This window comes from Mycobacterium ulcerans subsp. shinshuense (genome assembly GCF_002355775.1).
Taxonomy (GTDB): Bacteria; Actinomycetota; Actinomycetes; order Mycobacteriales; family Mycobacteriaceae; genus Mycobacterium; species Mycobacterium marinum.
The window spans coordinates 4,832,074-4,855,252 of sequence record NZ_AP017624.1; the positions used below are offsets into that span (position 1 = coordinate 4,832,074).

Here is a 23,179-nt window from a genome sequence, read left to right on the forward strand (position 1 = left end):
GTGTAGGCCGATGGGTCGCGCGTTACTGCTGGCGGCGATGCTGCTGGCGGCCAGCCCGATCGGGTTGTCCGCACCGCGGGCGGTGGCCGCACCGGGATGCCCGCCGGGCGGCACCCCCGCCCCGGCCGACGTGAACGAACGGCGGGTCGGTGACCTGGACGGCGACGGTCGGCCGGATACGTTGTGGGTCGGGGATTTTCAAAGCGGAACCGGAGACACCATCCGAATCGTTGGCATCACCACCGCCGGCGGTGCCAGCACCGATGTCCACATCGCCTCGGCCAGCCCGATCCCCCTGCGCGCGTTGGCCATCGATGCGCAGGAAAACGGCAGTCACCAGGTGATCGTCAGCGACGGCCGGGCCGCGCACCTGTATGTGTACGCCGCCTGCCGGCTACAAGCCGCCGTCGACAGCCGGGGCCACCCCTTCCTTTTCGATCTGCAGAATCTGCGCGGCCACGGCACCGGTGTCGGCTGCAGCAACATGGGCGACGGTCGCCGGCTGGTCGGACTGCAGGCACTGCCGGACCCGGACAACACCGGGCGGTGGACGGTGCGGCGCACCGAGGTCGATCTGGACGGGACGCTGGCCACCATCGGACCCTCGGACACGCTGACGGCCGACTCCGCTAGAGACTCGATAGTCACATCGGCACAGACGATCAGCTGCGGCAACCTCACGATTGACCAGGATGGAGTGCAAGAGCCTTGAGCGACAACCCCTTTGATGCTGGCGTGTGGAGACTCGTCAACGGTTTCGACGAGCTGACCGACATCACCTATCACCGCCACGTCCAAGACGCCACCGTCCGGGTGGCGTTCAATCGTCCCGAAGTGCGCAACGCGTTCCGGCCGCACACCGTCGACGAGCTATATCGCGTGCTGGACCACGCGCGAATGTCTCCCGACGTCGGCGTGGTGCTGTTGACCGGCAACGGGCCGTCCCCCAAAGACGGTGGCTGGGCCTTCTGCTCCGGTGGGGACCAACGCATCCGGGGACGCAGTGGCTATCAGTACGCAAGCGGAGACACCGCAGACACCGTTGACATCGCGCGGGCGGGCCGGCTGCACATCCTCGAGGTGCAACGGCTGATCAGGTTCATGCCCAAGGTCGTTATCTGTCTGGTCAACGGCTGGGCGGCCGGCGGCGGGCACAGCCTGCACGTGGTCTGCGACCTCACCCTGGCCAGCCGCCAGCATGCCCGTTTCAAGCAGACCGACGCCGACGTGGGCAGCTTCGACGGCGGCTACGGCAGCGCGTATCTGGCCCGCCAGGTCGGCCAGAAATTCGCCCGGGAGATCTTCTTTCTGGGCCGGCCGTACACGGCGGAGCAGATGCATCACATGGGCGCGGTGAACGAGGTCGTCGACCATGCCGAGCTGGAGCGGGTGGGGCTGCAATGGGCGGCGGACATCAACGCGAAGTCGCCGCAGGCGCAACGAATGCTCAAGTACGCGTTCAACCTGCTCGATGACGGGCTGGTGGGTCAGCAGCTGTTCGCCGGGGAGGCCACCCGGCTGGCATACATGACCGACGAGGCCGTGGAGGGCCGCGACGCCTTCCTGGAAAAGCGCGCACCGGATTGGAACGGCTTTCCACGGTATTTCTAGTGCCCGCCGCGGCGCATAGGTCTTCGTCCTAGACTCCCCACCCGTGAGCAAGAGCCCGTTGCGCCGGTTGACCGAGCAGATCACGCTGGCCGGCATGCGGCCGCCGATCGCACCACAACTGCTGGTCAACCGGCCACCGATCAAACCGGTTGCCCTCGACGGCAAGCGCGTCATGATCACCGGCGCCTCCTCGGGTATCGGCGAAGCCGCCGCCGAGCAGTTCGCCCGCCAGGGCGCCACCGTGATCGCCGTCGCCCGCCGCAAGGACTTGCTGGACGCGGTGGCCGACCGCATCACCACCTCGGGTGGGGTGGCGATGTCGGCGCCCTGCGACATCTCCGACCTCGACGCCGTCGACGCATTGGTCGCCGACGTCGAAAACCGTCTAGGCGGGGTCGACATCCTGATCAACAACGCCGGCCGCTCCATCCGCCGGCCGCTGGCCGAATCGCTGCAGCGCTGGCACGACGTGGAGCGGACCATGGTGCTCAACTATTACGGCCCGCTGCGGCTGATCCGCGGGCTGGCACCGGGGATGCTCGAACGCGGCGACGGGCACATCATCAACGTCACGACCTGGGGCGTGCTGTCGGAGGCCTCGCCGCTGTTCTCGGTATACAACGCGTCCAAGGCCGCACTGTCGGCGGTCAGCCGGACGATCGAAACGGAGTGGGGCCGCGGGGGCGTCCATTCCACCACGCTCTACTACCCGCTGGTGGCCACACCGATGATCGCGCCGACCAAGGCCTACTCCGGGATGCCCGCACTGACCCCACAGGAGGCCGCGGAGTGGATGATCACCGCCGCGCGCACCCGTCCGGTGAGGATCGCGCCCAGGATCGCCCTGATGGCCAAGGCGCTGAACACCCTGGGCCCCCGGTGGGTCAATACACTTATGCAACAGCGTGACGACCAGCTCAACGATCGCTGACTGACTCGGGAGTTCGCCATGGCTGACATCTGGACCACGATCGCGGCCGAGCGCGGCGCACTCGCCGACGACCTGGCCACGCTGCCGGCAGATCGATGGGAAACCTCGTCGCTGTGCGCCGGGTGGAGGGTGCGCGACGTGGTGGCGCACCTCTGCGCGACCGCATCGCTGAATCCGGCCCGGTTCTTTCTCGGGATGGCAGCCGCCGGATTCAGCTTCGACAGGTTCACCAACGGACAACTGGCCAAGCACCTCGGCCCCGATCCGGCCGCCACCCTCGACGAATTCCGCGGCCTGCAGCACGCGACGTCGGCGCCACCGGGCCCCAAGGTGTCGTGGCTGGGCGAGATCGTGTTGCATGGCGCCGACATCCGGCAGCCGCTGGGCATCCCGCATACCTACTCGCCGGGGGCGCTTCGCCAGACCATCGACTTCTACCGGGGCTCCAACCTGCTCAGCGGCGCCAAGAAGCGAATTTCAGGACTCCAGCTATGCGCCACCGATGACGATTGGCGACACGGCCAGGGCGAGCGCGTCGAGGGACCACTGTTGTCGCTGCTGCTCGCCATGACCGGGCGGGCCGCGGGCTGCGTCGATCTCACCGGCCCGGGAGCCCAACTCCTGCGCAGCAGGTGCTCCGGAACGTGATAGACACGACAGCATGGAGATTCTGGCCAGCCGGATGCTGCTCCGGCCGGTGGATTATCAGGCCTCACTAACCTTCTACCGCGATCAGATCGGTCTGGCGATCGCACGCGAATACCCCTCCGGAACAGTCTTTTTCGCCGGGCAGTCGCTGCTCGAGCTGGCCGGGTACGGCGAGCCGGAGCACGGTCTGGGACCATTTCCCGGTGCGTTGTGGCTGCAGGTGCGTGACATCGCGGCAACCCAGGCCGAGTTGGAGAGCCGCCAGGTGCCGATCGCCCGTGAGGCGCGTCGCGAGCCATGGGGTCTGCGTGAGATGCACGTCACAGATCCGGATGGAATCACGCTGATTTTTGTGGAGGTACCCGGCGACCACCCGTTGCGCAGGGACACCCGAAGTGAACGACAACGAACGCAAGGTTAACTGCTAGGTAACATCTGGCGACGAGTCGCAGCCCACCTGGGTTTCACACATTTCCCCGTTCGACAATGGATTACCCCGACCCGCAGAATCAGGCACTGTGAACATCGATTTGTTCCTCTTGATCATCGTCGTTATCACGGCGTTGGCATTCGACTTCACCAACGGCTTTCACGACACCGGCAACGCCATGGCGACCTCCATCGCCAGCGGCGCCCTGGCGCCCAGAACAGCCGTCATACTTTCGGCCGCGTTGAACCTGCTAGGCGCCTTTTTGTCCACCGCTGTCGCGGCGACCATCGCCAAAGGTCTGATCGATGCAAACCTGGTGACCTTGGAGTTGGTATTCGCCGGCCTGGTCGGTGGCATCGTGTGGAACCTGCTGACCTGGCTGCTGGGCATCCCCTCGAGCTCGTCGCACGCGTTGATCGGGGGCATCGTCGGAGCGACGATCGCCGCCGTCGGCGGCCGCGGCGTCATCTGGAGCGGGGTGGTGTCCAAGGTCATCGTGCCCGCGGTGGTGGCCGCGCTGCTGGCCACCCTGGTCGGGGCGATCGGCACCTGGCTGGTTTACCGGATCACCGCGACCGTCTCGGAGAAGGACACCGAGCGCGGGTTCCCTCGCGGTCAGATCGGCTCCGCGTCCCTGGTCTCCCTGGCGCACGGCACCAACGACGCGCAGAAGACGATGGGCGTGATTTTCCTGGCCCTGATGCCCTACGGCGCGGTCAGCACCTCTGCCACCATGCCTCCGTTGTGAGTGATTGTGTCCTGCGCCTTGGCGATGGCGGGCGGCACCTACCTCGGTGGCTGGCGCATCATCCGGACGCTGGGCAAGGGCCTGGTCGAAATCAAGCCGCCCCAGGGCATGGCCGCCGAGGCGTCATCGGCGGCGGCCATCCTGTTGTCGGCGCACTTCGGCTACGCGCTGTCGACCACCCAGGTCGCCACCGGGTCGGTGCTGGGCAGTGGCGTCGGCAAGCCCGGCGCCGAGGTCCGCTGGGGCGTGGCCACCCGGATGGTGGCAGCGTGGGTGATCACGCTTCCGCTGGCCGGCCTGGTCGGAGCGATCACCTACTGGCTGGTCCACATGATCGGCGGGTACCCCGGCGCCATCATCGGTTTCGCCCTGCTGTGTCTGGTCGCCGCCACCATCTGGCTCCGCTCGCGCAAGGCGCGGGTCGACCACACCAACGTGAACGCGGAGTGGGAAGGCAGCCTCACTGCCGGGCTGGACGGGGCGCCGGGACCGACCGCGCCATCGCCGTCGGATCGGCAGCGACCGCCGCCGCCGCCACCACCGCCGAGTCCTCACTCCAACGGTCACACGCCGAGATATGGCAGTTACGACGCGCTCACGGCTGGTAACCCCTCATGAATCACTGGTTCAACTACGAGGCCACCAGCAAGATCCTGATTTTCAGCGTGCTGGCCGGGGCCGGGCTACCCGCACTGTTTGCAGTCGGTGTACGGCTGCAGGCCGACAGCGGCCAGATCACCGGCACACATGCCCCGCTGCAGCGTACCGTGCTGACCGCTCTCGGTTGGATGATCTTTGCGATCATCCTGGCTGTGGTGGTCATCGGTGTGCTCTATATCGCCCGCGACTTCATCGCACATCACATCGGTTGGCACATCCTGGGGGCGAAAACCAAGTAACGTCAAGGGGGGCCTTGACACAGTGTTTGTCCACTGACTCAACGGGAAGTTCTGGCGGCGTGAATCGATTTCTTACCTCGATCGTGTCGTGGCTGCGTGCGGGCTATCCCGACGGAGTTCCACCGACCGACTCCTTTGCGTTACTTGCACTACTTTGCCGGCGGCTGTCCAACGAGGACGTCACAACCGTCGCCACCGAACTGATGCGACGCGGTGAGTTCGACCAGATCGACATCGGGGTGGCGATCACCCAGATCACCGACGATTTGCCGTCTCCGGAGGACATCGAGCGAGTTCGGGCCCGGCTGGCCGCCACGGGCTGGCCATTGGACGACGCCCGCGAGGACCGCGCATAACCGTCCTGCGGGCGCTGACCGTCCCCGACGGCAGCGCGGTCCCGGTGCTGTTGCCCGCCCTGGAGCGGATTCTTGCCGGCCGGGCTCCGGCAACGGTCGCGGTGGGGTCAAGACCTGACCCCACGGTGGTGAGCGCGTTGCGGGTCGGCGACCAGATCGATGACGATGTGGCGCTGGTCGTCACGACGTCGGGAACCACCGGGGCGCCCAAGGGGGCGCTCCTGACCGCGGCCGCGTTGATCGCCAGCGCGTCGGCGACCCATCACCGCCTCGGCGGAGCCGGCAACTGGCTACTGGCCGTGCCCGCGATTCACATCGCCGGCCTGCAGGTCCTGGTGCGCAGCGCGCTCGCCGGTACCGTCCCGGTCGAACTCGATGTGTCCGCCGGGTTCGACATCACCGAACTGCCCCGCGCTGTCGACAAGTTGGGTTCCGGCCGGCGATACACCTCGCTGGTCGCCGCTCAGCTGGCCAAGGTGCTGGGCGACCCCGCCGCCACCGCCGCCCTGGCCGAACTGGACGCGGTGCTGATCGGGGGTGGACCGGCTCCGCGTCCGGTGCTCGACGCCGCTGCCGCCGCCGGCATCCGGATCGTTCGCACCTACGGGATGAGCGAAACCTGCGGAGGCTGCGTGTACGACGGTGTTGCCCTCGACGGCGTGCAACTGCGCGTGGCCGCGGACGGCCGCATCATGATCGGCGGCGCAACGCTGGCCAAGGGGTACCGCAACCCGGTACAACCCGACCCGTTCGCCGAGCCCGGCTGGTTTCGTACCGACGACCTCGGGGCGCTCGATGATTCGGGCGTGCTCAGCGTGCTGGGCCGCGCCGACGACGCGATCAGCACGGGCGGGCTCACCGTGCTGCCGCAGCTGGTGGAATCCGCGCTGGCCACCCACGCCGCTGTGAGCGACTGCGCGGTGTTCGGACTCGACGATGACCGGCTGGGTCAGCGGGTCGCCGCGGCGATCGTGGTCCGCGCCCACTGCCCCACCCCAACGCTGGATCAACTTCGGGCACACGTCGCCGGCACGCTGGCCATCACCGCCGCACCCCGAGAACTGCACGTCGTCGACGAGCTGCCGCGGCGCGGCATCGGCAAGATCGATCGGCGGGCGTTGGTGCGTCGATTCGCCGCCGCAACCGACCAATAGGCTGAGCGATCGTGAGGATCGCCCGCCGGGAAACAGCAGCCGTCACCGTGGGTGTCGTCCTGGTTGCCGCCGCGTTCGTGCTGCCGCGGTTGGACTTGGGCGTCAAACCACGCCGTGACATCGGCCTGGAGCGCTTCGCGTCGCGAGCCGGCGCGGCACCGATCTTCGGTTACTGGGACATCCACGCCAGTTGGGGCACCATTGCCGCGATCCTCCTGGCGCTGGCCGTCCTGGTTTGGGGTCCGCGGGTGGCACGAAAGCTCTCCTGGCGGGTGCTACCGCTGGCCACCTGGGCGACCGCGTGCGGATGGGCTTTTTCGCTGGCCATGATCGACGGGTTTGAGCGCGGTTTCGCCGGCCGGCTGACCACCAAGGACGAGTACCTCTCGGAGGTCGGCGGCGTCACCGACATCCCCGTCATGCTGCGCACGTTCGCCAGCCGGATTGTTGACTACCAGCCGAACTCCTGGACCACCCATGTTTCCGGACATCCGCCGGGCGCGCTATTGACGTTCGTCTGGCTGGATCGGATCGGTCTGGGCGGCGGCGCCTGGGCCGGATTTCTGTGCCTGCTGGTCGGCTCCAGCGCGGCGGCGGCGATGGTGATCGCCGTGGGCGCATTGGCCGGCAAGCACGTCGCGCGCCGGGCCGCACCGTTTGTGGCGATCGCGCCGACGGCGATCTGGATCGCGGTCTCGGCCGACGGATACTTCGCCGGGGTCACGGCGTGGGGTATCACGCTGCTGGCCATTGCGGTGCACGGCGGATCCCGGTTCAGGGCGCTGTGGGCCGCCGGAGCGGGTCTGGTGCTGGGCTGGGCCATCTTCCTCAGCTATGGCCTGGCGCTGATGGGACTGCCCGCCTTGGCGGTGCTGGCGTCCGCGAACCACTGGCGCACCGCCCTGAAGGCGTTGTGGCCGGCCGTGTTGGCGGCGTTGGGGGTGGCGCTGGCCTTCGCCGTCGCGGGGTTCTGGTGGTTCGACGGGTACACGCTGGTGCAGCAGCGCTACTGGCAGGGCATCGCCCATGACCGGCCGTTTCAGTATTGGTCCTGGGCCAATCTCGCGTGCGTGGTCTGCGCCATCGGATTGGGCAGCGTCGCCGGGATCAGCCGGGTGGTCGATGCCGCCGCGATCCGCCGCCGCTCCGGTTTGCACCTGCTGCTGCTGCTGGGCATGGTGGCCGCCATCCTCGTTGCCGATTTGAGCATGCTCAGCAAGGCCGAGACCGAGCGAATCTGGCTGCCGTTCACCGTTTGGCTGACCACCGCCCCGGCGTTGCTCAGGCCCCGGTCCGATCGGCTGTGGCTGGCGGTCAACGCGGCCGGGGCGTTGGCGGTGAACAGCATCATCTTCACCAACTGGTAGGGGTCGCTCGCCGATCGATTCGTGGGCGAGCTCAGATTCCGGCCAGGCGGGTGACGCGTGCGAAACGGCTGTCCGGACCGCAGGCGCCACGCACCACCGCGACGTCGGCAACGACGTCGACGTCAGCCAGTGGCTGCACGGTAGCCACGTCAATGCCGCCCTCACGCAGGGCCTTCAACGTGAGCTCACCGGTGTTGGGCTGGGACATGGGCACACCGCGCAAGCATTCGGCCGCGGCCGGGGTGTGCACCCCCAGCACCCACCAACCACCGTCGACGGCAAACCCGAGGACCGCCGAAGTCTCGAGCAGCCGGCGCGCGCACTCGGCGAGCAGGGCGGCACTGATCTGTGGGGTGTCCATGCCTACCTGCAGCACCGGGTATCCGTCGGCCGCATCGGCGTGCGCATTGGCGAGGCGGTCGGCGAAGTCGTCACCGCGCTGGCCGATCACGGTGAACGATTCGAGCCGTCGGCGAATCTCGGCGCCGCGGGCCGCATTCGCCAAATCGCCGGTGAGCGCCACCACGCGGCTGGCCGCTGGCGTGGCGGCCACCGCATCCAGCGTGTCCAGCAGCGCGGCCGCGGCGATGTCGGCGGCGGTCTGATCACCGACAGTCGCGGCGAGGCGGGTCTTTGCGAGGCCGGGCTCCGGAGCCTTGGCGACCACCAGCAGGGTCACCGGTACGTGGCTCACGAGATGACCTTCCAGAAGTCCAGGATCGCGATCATGCTGCCCCGCAACGAACCGCTGACCTTGGACTTCCCGCCGGTACGGGGACCGTAGGAGACGTCGAACTCCGCCACGCGCCAGCCCGCCGCCGCGGCGCGCACCAGCAGTTCCAACGGATAGCCGGACCGCCGGTCGACCACCCCCAGGGCGAGCAGGGCATCCCGGCGCGCCACCCGCATCGGCGCGATGTCATGTACCGGCAGCCCGTGGCGGGTACGCAGCCGCCAGCTCATCACCACCGTGCCGATGCGGGCGACCCACGGCCAGTGCAGGCCGGGTATCGGACGCCGGCGACCGGTCACCAGGTCCGCGCCCCGGTCGAGTTCGGCGACCAACCGGGGAAGGTCGGCGGGATCCATCGAGCCGTCCGCGTCGATCACCGCCACAATCGGGGTCTTCGCCGCCACCACGCCCGCGTGCACCGCCGCGCCGTAGCCCGGCTGCGACTCGGCGACCACCTCCGCGCCATGCCGGGCAGCCACCGCGGCGGTGTCGTCGGTGCTGTTGTTGTCGACCACCAACGCTCGGTAGGAACCCGGGATGGCGGCCAGCACCCCGGGTAGCGACTCTGCCTCGTTGAGGCAGGGCAAGACCACTGTCACCGTTTCGCCTGGCATGCCCCGACCTTAGGGGTTGATCAGCGCCGCTAGGAGCCCCCACCTGAGGAGTGCCCGCCCGAGGAACTACCACCGGAGGACGAGCCCCTACCGGAGGACGAGCCACCACCAGACGACGAACCCCCACCAGAGGACGAGCCACCACCAGAGGACGAGCCACCACCAGACGACGAGCCACCACCAGACGACGAACCCCCACCAGAGGACGAGCCACCACCAGACGACGAGCCCCCACCGGAGGAGCCACCACTGCTGCCCCCGGACGGCGGCTCGGGAGCCTGCTGCGTGGGCTGCGGCGCGATGGTCGGCTGCGGGGCGACGGTCTGCTGCGTCGGCAGCGGGGCGACCGTCTCCTGGGTCGGCTGCGGGACCACGGTCTGCTGCGTCGTCGGGGCGACGGTCGTCGGGGCGACGGTCGTCGGGTTAACCGTCGTCGGGGCGACCGTTGTCGGCGTGATCGGCGCGGTCGTCGTCGGGGTGATCACCGTCGACGGCACCGTGGTGGTCGGCGTGGTCGGGGTCAGAGTCGACGGCGCGGTGGTAGTCGGCGTGGTCGGAGTCACCGTCACGGTCGACGGGGTAGGCATCCCCGGCGACCAATTCGGCCAGGGCGGAATGATGATCGGGATCGGCAGCGGGATCGGAGCGGGCACCACACCCGGGGCCGCGGCCGGGGCCGGCGCAACCGGCCCCGGCACCGTCGGTGTCGCCTGCCTGGGAACTACGCCCTGCACGGTCGGAATCGTGCCGCCCTGGAACCCGGCGGTGGGCGCGTCTGGCGGTGGCGGCGGGACCGGCGCCTGCTGTTGAGTCGGCAACAGCGGCATGAACTTGCCCGGCTGCGCGTTTTGATGCCCCTCGACCGGCTCTGACGCCGCGGTCGGCCGAATCGCGACCGCCACCGCAACCGCCAGCGACGCGAACCCGATCACAGCGAACGCCACCACAGCGTTGCTGATCAGCAAAGACCGTGAACTGAGCCGCGTACCCGCCGGCGCTTCGTCTTCGTAGTCATCGGCAAATTCGTCATCGTCGGGGCCATAGTCGCCGTACTCATCCGCGCCCGTGACCGGCAGCAACTCGTTCTCGCCGGCTTGCGAATAGGCCAGCTGTTCGTCCTCGTCCTGGCCCGACGCCGTCGCGGCCAGCTCCGGGGGCAGATAGGTGGTTGCTTCGCCGGCATCGCCGCCCAAGACCTGCTGAGCCATCGTCGAACCTGCCCCGGCGGCAGCCATCGCCGCGCCGCGGGCTAGCGCGAACGTCGGGTCCTCGGGAACCTCCACACGCATGGTCGAGGCGTCACGAAACTGGTCGGCAATCACCGTGGTGTGCTCCGGAGAGCCCACCAGCAGCACCTCACCGGGCGCACCGCCCTGGTCATCGAGGTGGGTCATCAGCGTGTCGAAAGTGGACGTCGCGTCGCCTTCAACCGGCGCGGCGGCCAGCATCGTCGGCGGCGCGTCCCCTCCCCCCAGCACCGACAGGCTGGCGGTCTCCTCGCCGACCAGCAACACGGCGGAGCCGGCGTGCGCCGGGCCGAGCAGCGCGGTGACGGCCTCGGACTCCGACAGCACGGCGACATCGAGGACGCCGGAACCGTCGAGCGCCCGGCGCAGGTCCTCAGCCCTGTCCTGATCCGACCAGCACAACCGAGTGGCGACCAGGTGGTGTCCCTCGTCGGCCAGCAACTGGTTCGTGCCGACTATGGTTTCGGTCAGCACCGCGACAGGGCCTTCGGCCAGATCTACCGAGGATTGGTCGATCACGGCACTGCCTTCGGCGGCCGCCCCGACGAGCGCCAAGCGTGCGATCGGACCTGCGATCGCAACCCCCAACACGACGTCCATTTGCGGTTCTCCTTCGGCTGGCCACCCCGCAACCAGCAATGTCCGGCATCATTACACTGCGATACCGTCGGCTGTATTCGTCATTCGAGCGACAAGGTTGCCCCTGAGCGCAGCGTAATCGGATTCCCGAACGGTTAGGGAACGCTCACCACGGAACCCGTCCGCGGATCACTCGATCTCAGCCACTGCCGCGTCGTCCGAATGGAGAATATGTTCGCAATCGAACAACGCAGCGGGTCCGTCAGGGGGTTCCCCCACCGCCGGACCACGCCGGAGCAATACGTAACCTACCTCGATCCCTGGGGGACACCGTGAGTCTGGGCAGCGACGACACGCCTACCGGCCCCATTGCGGGTGCGCAACCGCAACAAGGGCAGTCCGGACAGTTGACACTCGACCTGGCACACCGGCGAAACATGGTCCGGGACCTGACCGGCGGAGCACTGCTGGTACTGGCGGTGTTCTTCCCGTGGAATCTCTACTTCGGCTTTCGCATCCCGGGCAGCAGCAACTACGTGCTGGCGGTGCTGCTGGCGGTGACGCTGCTGTCCCTGATCGCTATCGCGGTGCCCTATGTAGGGCCCTGGCGGCTGTCTGGCACCCGATTTGCTCCCACCGCGACCAACCGGCTGCGTCTCGGGCTCAACATCCCCTATCTGCTGCTGCTGTTGGCGTTCGTCGTCTACGACATCTTCCAGACGATCCGATCCGGTGGCACCGTCAACGTGCCCGGCGGTGTCGGGCCGGGCGGCTGGCTGGGAATCGCCGGCGCGATGCTGTGCGCACAGCCGGTGAGCACCGGGCAGCCCGGCGACAACGAGAACTACGACAACTGGCTGTTCACCGCCCGAATTCTGGGCTACGCATCGATGTTCGGTGCGGCGCTCAGCTCCGGCTTCAACCTGGCCTGGCGGGTGCGGTACGCGCTGCAACCGACGAACTCGGCATCGGGCTTCGGCAGGCAGAACATCGCGGTGATCGACACGGCGCTGGTCTACGGAGTGGTCGCGCTCGTCGCGGTCCTCGTCGCATCCCGGTGGCTGCTCAAGGGCACCAGGGAATACCAGCTGCCCACCATCGCGCTCGGCGCTTCGGCCATGGTCGCGGGAATCATCGTGTGGGTCCTTCCCGTCGGCCGCGAGATCGACGCATTTCACGGCATCGCGCAGAACACGTCGACGGCCGGGGTCGGATACGAAGGCTACCTGGTCTGGGCGGCGGGCGCAGCGATCTTTGCGCCAATGGCGCTGGTGCGCTCCCACACTCATCCGATCGGTAGGGACATTTGGCGGGCAGCGGCCCGAAACGGGCTGCTGCTCATCGCCGTATGGTGCCTGGGGTCGGTGGTGATGAGGCTCACCGATCTGAGCGCCGCGGTGATGTTGAACTTCCCCTACTCGCGATACGACACCATGACGTTGGCCGCGTTCGATCTGGTTACCGCGGCGCTGGCGTTCTGGCTTCGGATCAACCTGGTCAATCAGGCACTACCGGCCCGACTGATCTCGTCGCTATGCGGATTTCTGCTCACCCTGACCGTTTCTCGCGTCATCGTGGGCGTAGTGCTCGCCCCCCGGTTCGCGGCGTCACCGGACGCGCGGCCCAACCCGGTCTACGGAAACAATCTCGCCCAGCAGATCACCAGCACCTTCGACGTGACCCTGTGCGGCCTGGCGCTGGGCATCGTCGTTGCGGTCATCATCAGCGGGCGACGCTCAGCAACGCAGACCAAACAACCGGGGCGCCCGCGGCGGCGCCAGCGCCGTGCCGGCCAACCCGGGCCGGCCCGCGGCGGGGCCGCCGTCCCATCGGAGGCCGAGACAACCCAATTTCGCAGCCCGGCCGCGCTCGATGCCCACGACGACGCGCCCACCACCGTTTTGTCCGGGCCGGGTCGGGCGCCGCGGATCTTCCGCTCCGGGGAATCCACCGGACCCCTGCCGCCAAAGATCTACCGGCGACCCGACGACCCGTCCTAAACGGCCGCTAACGAAGCGGCGCGAACGCGAAGCCGCGCAAACCCTCGAATGGCTCCACGGCGGCACGGAAACCCAGCACCTCGGCGGCTCGCGACGGATCGGCCACGATGTGTCGCACGTCGCCGCTGCGGTACTGCCCGGTGATGACCGGCGACAGTGCGTCGCCGCGCGCCTGGCACAGCGCGCTGGCCACCTGCAGGATCGAGATGGGGCGCCCGGAACAGACGTTCGCCGCCACAAAGCCGTGTCGATCCACCTCACCCAGCTGCGCCGCGGCCAGGTTCGCGGCGGCGATATCGTCGACGTGCACGAAGTCACGCATCTGACCGCCGTCCTCGAAGACCTTCGGTGGTTCGCCCTTTTCCAGCGACGAACGAAATATCGCCGCCACCCCCGAATAGGGGGTGTCGCGCGGCATCCCGGGGCCGTAGACGTTGTGATAGCGCAGCGCCACCACCGAACCCCCGGTCGACTCCGACCACGCCAGCGCGTAGTGCTCTTGTGCCGTCTTGCTGGCCGCATAGAGGCTGCGCGGCCGCAGCTCGGCCTCCTCACCCACCAGCCGCCACCTGACCGGCTCCGCACACAGTGGGCAGCGGTGCTCAAACACGCCGGCATCAAGATCGCTGTGCCGCCGTGGCAACGGGTCGATCCGGCCGTGCTCGGGACAGTCGTAACGTCCCTGTCCGTACACCACCATCGAGGATGCGAGGACCAGACGACGTACGCCGGCGGCGAACATCTGTGCCAGCAATACCGTGGTGGCCAGGTCGTTGTGGCCACCGTATGCGGGCGCGTCGGCCGCATCGACCCCCGCGCCCACCATCGCCGCCTGATGACACACCAGGTCCACACCGGCCAGCAAGGGTGCCATCGCATCGGCATCCCGGACATCGACCCGATGACACCCGGGCGGTAACACCGGATTCGGTCCGTGGGCGGCGGGCAACAATACGTCGACGCCGACAACCTCGTGGCCCGCGGCGCTGAGTGCGGCGCCGACCCGGGATCCGATGAAACCGGCCGCGCCGGTCAGCAGCACCTTCATGGCAACTCGAACGGCAGCGTGACACCGGCGTGCATCAGACAGTGCGTGCACGCGCGTTCGGCGGCCACCCGCCCGATCCCGGCACGGACCAGCTTTTTGAGCATCTCGATGTTCTCCCCGAATTCGGCGAAGACGTCGGCGGCCTTGACACCCTCACCGACCGCAACGCCGGCATCCACGTCAGTCACCAAAGCGACTGCCGCGTAGCACAGTTCAAGTTCACGGGCGAGCACCGCCTCCGGGTAGCCGGTCATATTGACCAGGCTGAACCCGGCCCCGGCAAACCATCGGCTTTCCGCGCGGGTGGAAAACCGAGGGCCCTGGATCACCACCATGGTGGCGCCGTCGACCACGTCGGGCAGGTCGGTGACCGCGCTGCGCAGCGTCGGGCAGTAGGGATCGGCGAAGGCGGCATGCACACCACCGGAGTCGAAGTACGTGTCGGCCCGCCCGCGGGTTCGATCGACCAGCTGGTCAGGCACGACGACCGTGCCCGGCCCGAGCCGAGGGTTCAGGCTGCCGACGGCGCATGGGGCGAACACTCGCCGCGCACCGAGCACTCGCAGCGCCCACATGTTGGCCCGGTACGGCACGGTGTGCGCCGAGTACTGGTGGCTTGCTCCGTGGCGGGGCAGAAACGCGACTTCGTGCTCCCCCACCGCGCCGATCGTGATCGGGGCGCTGGGCCGGCCGTACGGGGTGTCTGGATTGACGGTTCGTACATCGGACTCAAAGAAGCTATAGAAGCCGCTACCGCCGATCACTGCGAGCATCGGCTCATTGTTGTGCATGTCCCCATGCGATCGTCAGCGCGGGCCGCGGCAGGATGCCATGGTGGCCAATATTGCGCAGTGGATCTCCGGTGCGCGTCCCCGTACCCTGCCCAACGCCGTGGCCCCGGTGGTCGCCGGCACCGGCGCCGCAGCCTGGCTGCACGCCGCCGTGTGGTGGAAAGCCCTGTTGGCACTGGTTGTCGCGGTCGCATTGACCGTTGGCGTCAACTACGCCAACGACTACTCCGACGGCATTCGCGGCACCGACGACGACCGGACCGGGCCGATGCGGTTGGTCGGCTCGCGACTGGCGACCCCGCGGTCGGTGCTGATCGCGGCCATTGTGAGCCTGATGATCGGCGCGGCCGCCGGTCTGGCCCTGGCGTTGGCCAGCGCACCGTGGCTGATTGCGGTCGGCGCCGGCTGTATCGCCGGAGCCTGGCTCTACACCGGCGGTTCCAGGCCCTACGGATATTCGGGCCTTGGCGAGGTCGCGGTGTTCGTGTTTTTCGGCCTGGTAGCCGTGCTGGGCACCCAATACACGCAAGCGCTGCGGGTTGATTGGGTGGGGCTGGCGCTGGCGGTGGCCACGGGCGCGCTGTCGTCAGCGGTACTGGTCGCCAACAACCTGCGCGACATTCCCACCGATGCGCAGTCACACAAGATCACCCTGGCCGTGCGGCTGGGCGACGCGCGTACCCGCGTGCTATACCAGGCGCTGCTGGTCACCGCCGCGGTGCTGACCCTGGCGCTGACGTTGGCGACGCCGTGGTGCGCCGTGGGCCTGCTGGCGACACCGGTGGCCCTGCGTGCCGCGGCCCCGGTGCGAGCGGGCCGCGGCGGTGCCGCGCTGATCCCGGTGCTTCGCGATACCGGGCTGGCGATGATGGTGTGGGCGATCGCAATGCCGGCGGCGCTAGCGTTGGCCGCGTGACCGTGCTGCAGCGGCTTCGACTGCGCGCCGACGGCGGGCGTTTTGGGCGAGTCGCCGCCATGGGAGCACACTGTGCATAACACCAACCGAGGACGGGTATGACGGAGATCGCCACCACCAGTGGGATTAGCAGCGTCGGATTGCTCAGTGTGGGGGCCTACCGGCCCACGCGTGTGGTCACAAACGACGAAATTTGCGAGAACATCGACTCTTCCGATGAATGGATCTACTCCCGTACCGGAATCAAAACGCGCCGGTTCGCCGCTCCCGAGGAGTCGGCGGCTTCGATGGCCATTGAGGCGAGCCGGGAGGCGATTGCCAAAGCCGCGCTCACCGGGTCTGACATCGACGGTGTGATCGTCGCTACCAGCACGCACTTTCTGCAGACACCCGCCTGCGCCCCGATCGTCGCGGCAGCGTTGGGCTGCCAGAACGTTCCCGCATTCGACATCTCGGCGGGCTGTTCGGGCTTCGGGCATGCGCTCGGCATTGCGGCCGACATGATCCGGGGCGGCAGCGCCGCCACGATACTGGTGATCGGCACCGAGAAACTGTCCCCCACGGTGGACATGACCGACCGGAGCAACTGCTTCATCTTCGTCGACGGCGCCGCCTCGGTGCTGGTGGGTCACAGCCCGATTCAAGGGATTGGCCCCACGGTGTGGGGTAGTGACGGCGAACAGGCCGCCGCCATCCGGCAGGACATCGACTGGATCAGCCACGCCGAGAACCCGGCCGGTCCGCGCCCGTTCCTGCGCATGGAGGGCACCGCGGTTTTTCGCTGGGCAGCGTTCGAGATGGGCAAGGTCGGACAACAGGCGATGGACGCGGCCGGGGTCAAACCCGACGAGATCGACGTGTTCATCCCGCACCAGGCCAACAGCCGCATCAACGAGCTGCTGACCAAGAACCTGCAGCTGCGCCCGGATGCGGTTATCGCCAATGACATCGAACACACCGGAAATACCTCGGCGGCTTCCATACCGTTGGCAATGGCCGAGCTACTGGCCACCGGTGCGGTCAAGCCGGGCGATCTGGCGCTGCTGATCGGCTACGGCGCCGGGTTGAGCTATGCGGCGCAAGTGGTGCGCATGCCCAACAGCTAGGGGCGAATTAGCCTGCGCCGGTTTCGGAGCCCGCGCCCTCGTCCGGCGCCGCCTCACCACGCAGTCGGGCGCGTAACTTCTCTCGCTCGGCGCGCCGGCGGGCACCGGCCGTCGCGAGCGCGGCGGTGGCGCGCCGGCGCAGCGGAGCGAACACCCAGATGCCCAACGGCATCGCGATGATCAGACCGAATAATGCCGCCACCACGAGCGGAAATTGGGCCAACCCGGCCAGTCGAGCCACCCCATAGATGGCCGCGCTGACCACCACCGCCAGCAGCAACCGCGCGACGGCGTAGACGGCTACGTCGACGACACCGCGGGTGGTCAAGGTCTGCGGACGGCCAGTGCTATTGCCGCCATCGGGTGCTTCTGACACAGCCCGAGCCTACGGCGCGGGTATATTCGCTCAAAGGAGGTGTCGAGTGCTTTACCTGCTCGTCGTCCTGGTATTGGGGACGTTGATCTACATCGGCTGGCGTGCGGCACGGTCGCAGGCGAGCCGACCGAAGACGCGCGCCATCGGGCCCGACGACGATCCGGAGTTCCTGCGAAAGTTGGGGCGAGGGGGGCAGTAGCCTGGTCAGCCGAAGCTCGGGCTGGATCGTCGCTGGTCCGGACCGAATCCCTCGGCAACCACCGCCGCCAGTTCGGCGAGGGCCTCACGGGTCTCCCGCTTCATCCGGTCCAGGACGATTTCGGCGCCCTCCTCGAGCTGTGGGTCGAACGGCACCAGCCGCACGGCACGGCAACGCCGCGCGAAATGATCGATCACCTTTTGCATGTCGACCTTGCTCGAGCGGGGCCGAACGGCGTTGATCACCGCGATCGAGTTGCGCACCAACTCCTCGTAGCCGTGCGCCTCGAGCCAGTCCAACGTCGCCGAGGCGCTCCTGGCCCCATCGATGGAACCCGAGCTCACCACGATCAAGATGTCGGACTTGGCCAATATCGCCGACATCGCCGAGTGCAGCAGTCCCGTGCCGCAGTCGGTGAGCACCAGGCCGTAGAACCGTTCCAAAATGTCCAGGGTGCGGGTGTAGTCGTCGGCGCTGAACGCTTCGGATGCGGCCGGATCGGTGTCCGACGCGAGGACCTCGAACCCGTTCTTGACCTGCGATGTGTAGCCACGCACGTCGCTATAGCGCTCGATGCCTTCGGCGTCCCGGATAAGATGGCGCACCGTGGCCGGGGTCTCCAGCGGTACCTTCTGACTCAACGTGCCGCGGTCGGGGTTGGCGTCCACCGCGACCACACGGTCACCGCGAACCGAGGCGAAGGTGGAACCCAACGTCGCGGTGATGGTGGTCTTGCCGACACCACCCTTGAGCGAAACCAGCGCAATTCGGTAGCAGCCGCGCATGGGCCGGTTGATCTGGGCAACCAGGTTGTTGTAGCGGGTGGCCCGCGGGCTCTCCCCCAGGTTGACCAACTGACCAGAGAGCACATAGACCAGCCGGCGCCAGCCTTCGACCGGCGGAGACTTGACCGGCCGCAGCAGCATGCTGGTGGACAACTCCGGATACGGAGTTTGCGGCACCGATTCGGGACGGTATTGGGGCTCGGCGGGGGGCTCGGGCGGACCGTTGTAGTAGGCGCCGTACGCGGTCGGGTCCACCCGCGGGAGACCGGCGACCGGTCCGGTATCCGGTCCGGATTCCCACTGCGCGACGTCGGGGGCCTCTGCGCCCTCCGCGCGTGCGGCCGACCGGCGCTCGGTGCGAAATCCGGCGAAGGCCCGGGTCGGGGCGTCGCTGCCGCCCGCTACCGGCGGTTCACCCAGCTGAGGCGGCTGGTGTGGCACCGGCGGCAGCTGAATGGTCGGATGATCCTTGCCGCCTTCGCCCTGGTAGGCATTGGACGCCCCCACGCCCGCGCTCGGATGGTCTGACACGTCCACCCCCCCCCTTGCTTGCCGTCGCGGGTCGGTTGGGCTCGAACGTCTAGCCCACGCCCGCGTAGGAATGCAGGCCGACCGTCACCAGGTTAACGAAGAACAGGTTGAAGACCATCGCTACAAATCCGGCGACATTGATCCAGGCCGCTTTGCGATCCCGCCAGCCTGCCGTCGACCTGGCGTGCAGGTAGGCCGCGTACACCACCCAGGCGACGAACGACACCGTCTCCTTGGGGTCCCAGCCCCAGTACCGGCCCCAGGCCTGTTCGGCCCAGATGGCACCGAAGATCACCCCGAACCCGAACACTGGGAAAGCGAAGATCGTGGTTCGGTAGGCGATCCGGTCCAGGGTCTGGGCGTCGGGGAGTCGTTGCACCAGGCGGCCCAGCGTGCTCTCGGCGGGTTGACTGTCCGGTGCGCCGAGTCGCGAGGTGCGCAGCAAAAACAGGATGCTGGAGATCCCGGCGACCAGGAAAACCCCGGAGCCCAGGCTGACCACCGACACGTGGATCGGCAGCCAGTAGGACTGTAGCGCGGGCATCACCGGGGCGGCATTCGTATAGAGCCAGCGCCCGGACACCGTGAGCAGGATGAGCACCGGCAGCAGCAGGAAGACCCACAGTGATCGGTATTGCGGACGGCGCAACACGACCGCGCCGGCGATCAGGCCGGACATGCAGGTCAAGTTGATGAACTCGTACATGTTGCCCCAGGGCACCCGCATGGTGGCCAGGCCGCGCAACACGATGCAGGCCGGCAACAGCCCGATGCCCAGGTAGACCACGGCCAGTCCGGCCCGCCCGACGCGCTCGTCCAACGGCCGCCGTGGGCCGTCCAGCACGATTCCGGGCGTCGTGGCGTCGCTGGCAACCGATCCGGCCAGCACCAGTTCTCGTTCGTCGACTTTGCGGCCGCGGACGTAGGCCAGTTCGAAGGCGAGCAGCAGCAGCGCGACCACCAGCGCGACCACCGCTGAGGTGAATGCCCAGTCCGAATACCTGGCCAGGTCGATGTTGATGTTCGCGGTGTTCATGTGACGTCCACCTGGGAGCTCCTTATGGCGGCCGCTGCGGCCGAATCGGGCGTGCCGGGCTCGCCGAGCCCGGCCAACAATCTCTCGGTCAGCCGCTCGAACTCGTCACCCCATCCGGAGTTATCGGTGCGCGCCAGGCCGCCCAGCTCGACGTTCACCGTACCTGGCGCGTCGTTTTCCGGCGTAAGTCGAGCCCACACCCGGCGGCGGCGAACCAGCAGCGACACCACCAGGCCGGCCATCATCGTGATGGCGAAGACCAGCACCCAGGTTTGACCGGGGTCATGGGATACCTGCAGGTTGACGAACGGCACCGCGCCGTCGAAGCGGACGATGGTGCCCGCGGCCGGACCCGCATCGATGCGGACCTGCTGGCCGACGCGCAGGTTGACTCGCTTTTCCTTCACCAGCCTGCCCTGCTCGATGAGCCGGGGATCGAGACTGAACAGCGACTGTGGCCGTCCGGTGTCCACCCCGGTGTCGCCGCGGTAGACGTCGATGGCCACCGCGGGGGCATTCAGCGCCGGGAATCGTGACGACAGCAACGTCCCATCGAGCTGTTCGGTCGGGGCAAGCAGACCCTGGATGGCGATTTCGTGCTGCCGACGATCGGCGGCGGTGGGATAGCTGCCCGCCGGTGGATCGATGCGCGCCACCCCCGAGGAGAGCAGCGTCTGCGGGTTGTCGGGCCGCCATTGCACGGTCGACGTGCGGGTCTGTCCGTCCGGGAACGTCACCGTGAAGGTGGGGGCGTAGCCGTGGCCCTGCAGGTACACCCGGTCACCGCCGGCCCGCAGCGGGTGGTTGACCGCCAGTCGGTAGGGCCGCCAGGTGTTTGCGCTCAGGTCATTGCCGGTTTGATAGGCGATATCCGCGGCGAACGAGGTGGCTTGCCCGGAAGCCAGGTAGTGGGCCGCGAAATCGTTGACCCTGATGCAGATCGGGTGCAGCGACGTGCCGTCGACGGTATTGCCGGCGCGGAACGAGTCGAAGGCGGCCGGGGATGCCGAGCAGAAACCCGGTCCGCCGTCGGCGATCACGATCACGTTGCCCTCGTAGCCGAACAGCTTGCCGACGGCGACGGCGACCAGCAGACCCAGCAGGGAGAAGTGGAAGACCAGGTTGCCGAATTCGCGCAGGTAACCCTTTTCGGCGGACACCTCGACGGTGGTGCCGGAGCGGCGGATGGCGGTGCGCCAGCCCCGTAACCGGCCGACGATGGTGGCGGCCAGCAGCTCGGGCTCCCCCGCGACCCGGGAGCCGGCGTGTTTGGGCAGCCGCGCCAGGTTGCGCGGTGCGGCCACCGGGGTGGCTCGCAGGCTACGCGCGTGCTCAATCATCCGCGGGGTCAGACAGCCGACCAGGGAGACGAACAGCAACACGTAGATGGCTGTGAACCAGAAGCTGGAGAACACGTCGAAGGCCTGCAGCTTGTTCAACCACGGGCCGATCAGCGGATGGGCTTTGAGGTAGTCGTCGACCTTGCCGGCGTTGAGGCTGCGCTGCGGCACCAGCGCCCCGGGTATTGCGCCCAATGCGAGCAGGAACAACAGCACCAGCGCGGTGCCCATCGAGGTCAGGGACCGCCAGGTGTTGCGTGCCTTCTGGCCGAGCAGACGCAGAATCGCACCAAAACGTGCCGTTTTGGGTGATTCTGCGTCTGCTCGCGCGCTCAAATCGGCAACCTCACGTCGGACACGAAGGCGTCGCGCAGCCAGGAGACCACGTCGTTCCACACCCCGGTGACCAGCGCCAGGCCGACGACGATCAACAGCACGCCGCCGAAGATCTGGATGGCCCTGGTGTGGCGGCGCAGCCAGTCCAGGCCCGCGACCGCCCCCGCCGAACCGAACGCCAGCAGCACAAACGGAATGCCCAACCCCAGGCAGTAGGCGATCACCAGCACGATTCCGCGGGCCACGCTGGCGCCATCGGTCGCGGAAGCAACCGTGATCACCCCGGTCAGCGTCGGCCCCAGACAAGGCGTCCACCCCAGTGCGAACACCGCGCCGAGCAGCGGCGCTCCCGCCACCGTCGTCACCTGACGCGGACTGAACCGCGCCTGGCGCTGCAGCGCGGGGATCAGTCCCACGAACACCAGTCCCATGATGATGGTCAGCACGCCACCGGCGCGCTGCAGCACCAGCTGGTTGCTGATCAGGGTGGTGGTCATGCCCAACACCGCAACGGTGCCCAGCACGAAAACGGTGGTGAACCCGGCCACGAACAGCAAGGCCGAGCCGGCCACCCGCCACCGGACCCCGGCGGGCGCCTTGACCCCGACCCCGGCTGCCCGACCATCGCCGGACCCATCCACACCGACCACCGCGGCCAGATACGACAGGTAACCCGGCACCAGCGGCACCACGCACGGGGAAGCGAACGAAACCAGTCCGGCCAGCACACACAATCCGAGGGCCACCAGCAGCGGGCCCGCGGCGGCAACCTCAGCGAACCCGGTCATTGCGGTCCGGGCGGCGTCGAACCCGCCGCCGGTTCTTGGGCCAACCGTTGCACCACCGGCTGCAGATCCTCGGCCAGCAGTTCACGCAGGAAGACCGCCGCGACCCGGTGCTGGCGGTCCAGCACCAAGGTGGACGGGATGACGGTGGTAGGATACTTGCCGCCGAAGGCGATAAGCGTGCGCATGGCCGGATCGTAGATCGACGGGAACGTCACATGACGGTCGCGGACGAAGTCCTGAGCCGCGGCCCGGCTGTTGTCGCGCACGTCGATGCCCAGGAAGGACACCCCGGCGGCCCGGGTCTCGTCATAGACCTGCTGCAGCTGGGTGATCTCGGCCCGGCACGGCCCACACCATTGGCCCCACACGTTGACCACCACGACCCGACCGGCGAAATCGTCGAGGGAGAGCGTGCGATCCGGGTCGATCAGGTCCGGCCCCGACAGCAGCCCGGGGTGGCCTCGACTGGCCGGCGGGTCGTAGAAGATGTCGGTCTTGCCGCCGGGGGAAACGAATTCGAATGTGCCGCCCTGCACCACCGCGTCCCGGCCGGAACAACCGGTCAGCAGTGCCGCCAGCACCGCCGCGGCAATCACCAGCCGGCGCATCG

General features: G+C 68.0%; 24 protein-coding genes and 1 pseudogene. 14 read left to right on the plus strand and 11 right to left on the minus strand.

Annotated elements, in window-relative coordinates; all coding sequences use genetic code 11:
• Window positions 1-10 precede the first annotated feature (10 nt).
• The 10 genes and pseudogenes from SHTP_RS21575 (at window position 11) to SHTP_RS21620 (ending at window position 8,144) form a co-directional block, all read left to right on the plus strand.
• Window positions 11-712, plus strand: a complete 702-nt coding sequence (locus SHTP_RS21575; RefSeq protein WP_012392820.1) for a hypothetical protein — start codon at window positions 11-13, stop codon at window positions 710-712.
• Entirely contained in the window at window positions 709-1,611 is a 903-nt protein-coding gene (locus SHTP_RS21580) for a 1,4-dihydroxy-2-naphthoyl-CoA synthase (protein WP_096371736.1), read from the plus strand. Before SHTP_RS21575 ends, SHTP_RS21580 begins: the two co-directional genes overlap by 4 nt.
• 43 nt (window positions 1,612-1,654) lie before the next feature.
• On the plus strand, window positions 1,655-2,542 hold the full coding sequence (locus SHTP_RS21585; protein ID WP_011738936.1) for an SDR family oxidoreductase: 888 nt from the start codon (window positions 1,655-1,657) through the stop codon (window positions 2,540-2,542).
• An 18-nt stretch (window positions 2,543-2,560) separates the two neighbouring features.
• Window positions 2,561-3,190: a maleylpyruvate isomerase family mycothiol-dependent enzyme gene (locus SHTP_RS21590; protein WP_011738935.1), complete on the plus strand. Its 630-nt coding sequence runs from the start codon at window positions 2,561-2,563 to the stop codon at window positions 3,188-3,190.
• 13 nt (window positions 3,191-3,203) lie between these two features.
• Window positions 3,204-3,611, plus strand: a complete 408-nt coding sequence (locus SHTP_RS21595; RefSeq protein WP_012392818.1) for a VOC family protein — start codon at window positions 3,204-3,206, stop codon at window positions 3,609-3,611.
• Between the two features lie 97 nt (window positions 3,612-3,708).
• Window positions 3,709-4,986, plus strand: a pseudogene (locus tag SHTP_RS21600) (inorganic phosphate transporter).
• The gene (locus SHTP_RS21605; protein ID WP_096371737.1) at window positions 4,983-5,267 is read left to right on the plus strand and encodes a hypothetical protein; all 285 of its coding nucleotides are present in this window, start codon (window positions 4,983-4,985) and stop codon (window positions 5,265-5,267) included. The pseudogene SHTP_RS21600 and the gene SHTP_RS21605 overlap by 4 nt, the downstream one beginning before the upstream one ends.
• A 59-nt stretch (window positions 5,268-5,326) precedes the next feature.
• Window positions 5,327-5,623 (plus strand): DUF3349 domain-containing protein, encoded by a 297-nt coding sequence (locus tag SHTP_RS21610; RefSeq protein ID WP_011738932.1) that lies wholly within the window; start codon window positions 5,327-5,329, stop codon window positions 5,621-5,623.
• A 68-nt stretch (window positions 5,624-5,691) separates the two neighbouring features.
• Window positions 5,692-6,777 (plus strand): o-succinylbenzoate--CoA ligase, encoded by a 1,086-nt coding sequence (gene menE, locus SHTP_RS21615; protein WP_231991533.1) that lies wholly within the window; start codon window positions 5,692-5,694, stop codon window positions 6,775-6,777.
• Window positions 6,778-6,788: 11 nt separating this feature from the next.
• Entirely contained in the window at window positions 6,789-8,144 is a 1,356-nt protein-coding gene (locus tag SHTP_RS21620) for a hypothetical protein (RefSeq protein ID WP_096371738.1), read from the plus strand.
• A gap of 31 nt (window positions 8,145-8,175) precedes the next feature.
• Here the strand turns inward: SHTP_RS21620 and SHTP_RS21625 are convergent, their stop codons facing one another.
• The 3 genes from SHTP_RS21625 to SHTP_RS21635 are packed head-to-tail and all read right to left on the minus strand — an operon-like array spanning window position 8,176 to window position 11,338.
• Window positions 8,176-8,838 (minus strand): TIGR04282 family arsenosugar biosynthesis glycosyltransferase, encoded by a 663-nt coding sequence (locus SHTP_RS21625; RefSeq protein ID WP_041298794.1) that lies wholly within the window; start codon window positions 8,836-8,838, stop codon window positions 8,176-8,178.
• Window positions 8,835-9,491, minus strand: coding sequence for a glycosyltransferase family 2 protein (locus SHTP_RS21630; RefSeq protein ID WP_036451420.1), 657 nt, complete (start codon window positions 9,489-9,491; stop codon window positions 8,835-8,837). Before SHTP_RS21630 ends, SHTP_RS21625 begins: the two co-directional genes overlap by 4 nt.
• Window positions 9,492-9,520: 29 nt before the next feature.
• Complete coding sequence (locus SHTP_RS21635; RefSeq protein WP_096371739.1) at window positions 9,521-11,338, minus strand: DUF7159 family protein; 1,818 nt, start codon at window positions 11,336-11,338, stop codon at window positions 9,521-9,523.
• Window positions 11,339-11,649: 311 nt separating this feature from the next.
• Here SHTP_RS21635 and SHTP_RS21640 point away from each other — a divergent pair, with 311 nt between their 5' ends.
• Entirely contained in the window at window positions 11,650-13,317 is a 1,668-nt protein-coding gene (locus SHTP_RS21640) for a DUF7937 domain-containing protein (RefSeq protein WP_096371740.1), read from the plus strand.
• A 7-nt stretch (window positions 13,318-13,324) separates the two neighbouring features.
• Here the strand turns inward: SHTP_RS21640 and SHTP_RS21645 are convergent, their stop codons facing one another.
• Window positions 13,325-14,365 carry an NAD-dependent epimerase/dehydratase family protein gene (locus tag SHTP_RS21645; protein WP_096371741.1) on the minus strand — a complete coding sequence of 347 codons (1,041 nt, stop codon included), beginning with the start codon at window positions 14,363-14,365 and terminating at the stop codon, window positions 13,325-13,327.
• A complete protein-coding gene (locus SHTP_RS21650; RefSeq protein ID WP_231991184.1) occupies window positions 14,362-15,138 on the minus strand; it encodes an S-methyl-5'-thioadenosine phosphorylase in 777 nt (258 codons plus the stop codon). Before SHTP_RS21650 ends, SHTP_RS21645 begins: the two co-directional genes overlap by 4 nt.
• Before the next feature lie 61 nt (window positions 15,139-15,199).
• On the opposite strand from SHTP_RS21650, the gene SHTP_RS21655 reads away from it, so the two are divergent.
• A complete protein-coding gene (locus SHTP_RS21655) occupies window positions 15,200-16,072 on the plus strand; it encodes a 1,4-dihydroxy-2-naphthoate polyprenyltransferase (RefSeq protein WP_096372605.1) in 873 nt (290 codons plus the stop codon).
• 98 nt (window positions 16,073-16,170) lie between these two features.
• Window positions 16,171-17,178, plus strand: a complete 1,008-nt coding sequence (locus SHTP_RS21660; protein WP_096371743.1) for a beta-ketoacyl-ACP synthase III — start codon at window positions 16,171-16,173, stop codon at window positions 17,176-17,178.
• Between the two features lie 7 nt (window positions 17,179-17,185).
• Here SHTP_RS21660 and SHTP_RS21665 read toward each other — a convergent pair whose 3' ends face one another.
• Entirely contained in the window at window positions 17,186-17,554 is a 369-nt protein-coding gene (locus tag SHTP_RS21665; RefSeq protein WP_011738921.1) for a DUF4229 domain-containing protein, read from the minus strand.
• A gap of 46 nt (window positions 17,555-17,600) precedes the next feature.
• Between SHTP_RS21665 and SHTP_RS21670 the strand changes: the two genes are divergently transcribed.
• Window positions 17,601-17,753, plus strand: a complete 153-nt coding sequence (locus SHTP_RS21670) for a hypothetical protein (protein ID WP_096371744.1) — start codon at window positions 17,601-17,603, stop codon at window positions 17,751-17,753.
• A gap of 5 nt (window positions 17,754-17,758) precedes the next feature.
• Here the strand turns inward: SHTP_RS21670 and SHTP_RS21675 are convergent, their stop codons facing one another.
• The 5 genes from SHTP_RS21675 to SHTP_RS21695 all read right to left on the minus strand — a co-directional run bounded on the left by SHTP_RS21675 (window position 17,759) and on the right by SHTP_RS21695 (window position 23,177).
• Complete coding sequence (locus SHTP_RS21675) at window positions 17,759-19,075, minus strand: MinD/ParA family ATP-binding protein (protein WP_096371745.1); 1,317 nt, start codon at window positions 19,073-19,075, stop codon at window positions 17,759-17,761.
• Window positions 19,076-19,118: 43 nt separating this feature from the next.
• On the minus strand, window positions 19,119-20,105 hold the full coding sequence (gene ccsB, locus SHTP_RS21680) for a c-type cytochrome biogenesis protein CcsB (RefSeq protein WP_096371746.1): 987 nt from the start codon (window positions 20,103-20,105) through the stop codon (window positions 19,119-19,121).
• Entirely contained in the window at window positions 20,102-21,676 is a 1,575-nt protein-coding gene (locus SHTP_RS21685) for a cytochrome c biogenesis protein ResB (RefSeq protein WP_096372606.1), read from the minus strand. Before SHTP_RS21685 ends, ccsB begins: the two co-directional genes overlap by 4 nt.
• A 101-nt stretch (window positions 21,677-21,777) precedes the next feature.
• Window positions 21,778-22,569, minus strand: a complete 792-nt coding sequence (locus SHTP_RS21690) for a cytochrome c biogenesis CcdA family protein (protein ID WP_096371747.1) — start codon at window positions 22,567-22,569, stop codon at window positions 21,778-21,780.
• On the minus strand, window positions 22,566-23,177 hold the full coding sequence (locus tag SHTP_RS21695) for a TlpA disulfide reductase family protein (RefSeq protein WP_096371748.1): 612 nt from the start codon (window positions 23,175-23,177) through the stop codon (window positions 22,566-22,568). Before SHTP_RS21695 ends, SHTP_RS21690 begins: the two co-directional genes overlap by 4 nt.
• Between the last annotated feature and the right edge of the window lie 2 nt (window positions 23,178-23,179).

Coding starts and splice junctions, on each gene's coding strand:
- SHTP_RS21660 (WP_096371743.1), top strand. CDS start 16,171: ATGACGGAGATCGCCACCACCAGTGGGATTAGCAGCGTCGGATTGCTC.
- SHTP_RS21650 (WP_231991184.1), bottom strand. CDS start 15,138: ATGCTCGCAGTGATCGGCGGTAGCGGCTTCTATAGCTTCTTTGAGTCC.
- SHTP_RS21695 (WP_096371748.1), bottom strand. CDS start 23,177: ATGCGCCGGCTGGTGATTGCCGCGGCGGTGCTGGCGGCACTGCTGACC.
- SHTP_RS21575 (WP_012392820.1), top strand. CDS start 11: ATGGGTCGCGCGTTACTGCTGGCGGCGATGCTGCTGGCGGCCAGCCCG.
- ccsB (WP_096371746.1), bottom strand. CDS start 20,105: ATGAACACCGCGAACATCAACATCGACCTGGCCAGGTATTCGGACTGG.
- SHTP_RS21690 (WP_096371747.1), bottom strand. CDS start 22,569: ATGACCGGGTTCGCTGAGGTTGCCGCCGCGGGCCCGCTGCTGGTGGCC.
- SHTP_RS21645 (WP_096371741.1), bottom strand. CDS start 14,365: ATGAAGGTGCTGCTGACCGGCGCGGCCGGTTTCATCGGATCCCGGGTC.
- SHTP_RS21595 (WP_012392818.1), top strand. CDS start 3,204: ATGGAGATTCTGGCCAGCCGGATGCTGCTCCGGCCGGTGGATTATCAG.
- SHTP_RS21605 (WP_096371737.1), top strand. CDS start 4,983: ATGAATCACTGGTTCAACTACGAGGCCACCAGCAAGATCCTGATTTTC.
- SHTP_RS21685 (WP_096372606.1), bottom strand. CDS start 21,676: ATGGGCACCGCGCTGGTGCTGTTGTTCCTGCTCGCATTGGGCGCAATA.
- SHTP_RS21590 (WP_011738935.1), top strand. CDS start 2,561: ATGGCTGACATCTGGACCACGATCGCGGCCGAGCGCGGCGCACTCGCC.
- SHTP_RS21635 (WP_096371739.1), bottom strand. CDS start 11,338: ATGGACGTCGTGTTGGGGGTTGCGATCGCAGGTCCGATCGCACGCTTG.
- SHTP_RS21630 (WP_036451420.1), bottom strand. CDS start 9,491: ATGCCAGGCGAAACGGTGACAGTGGTCTTGCCCTGCCTCAACGAGGCA.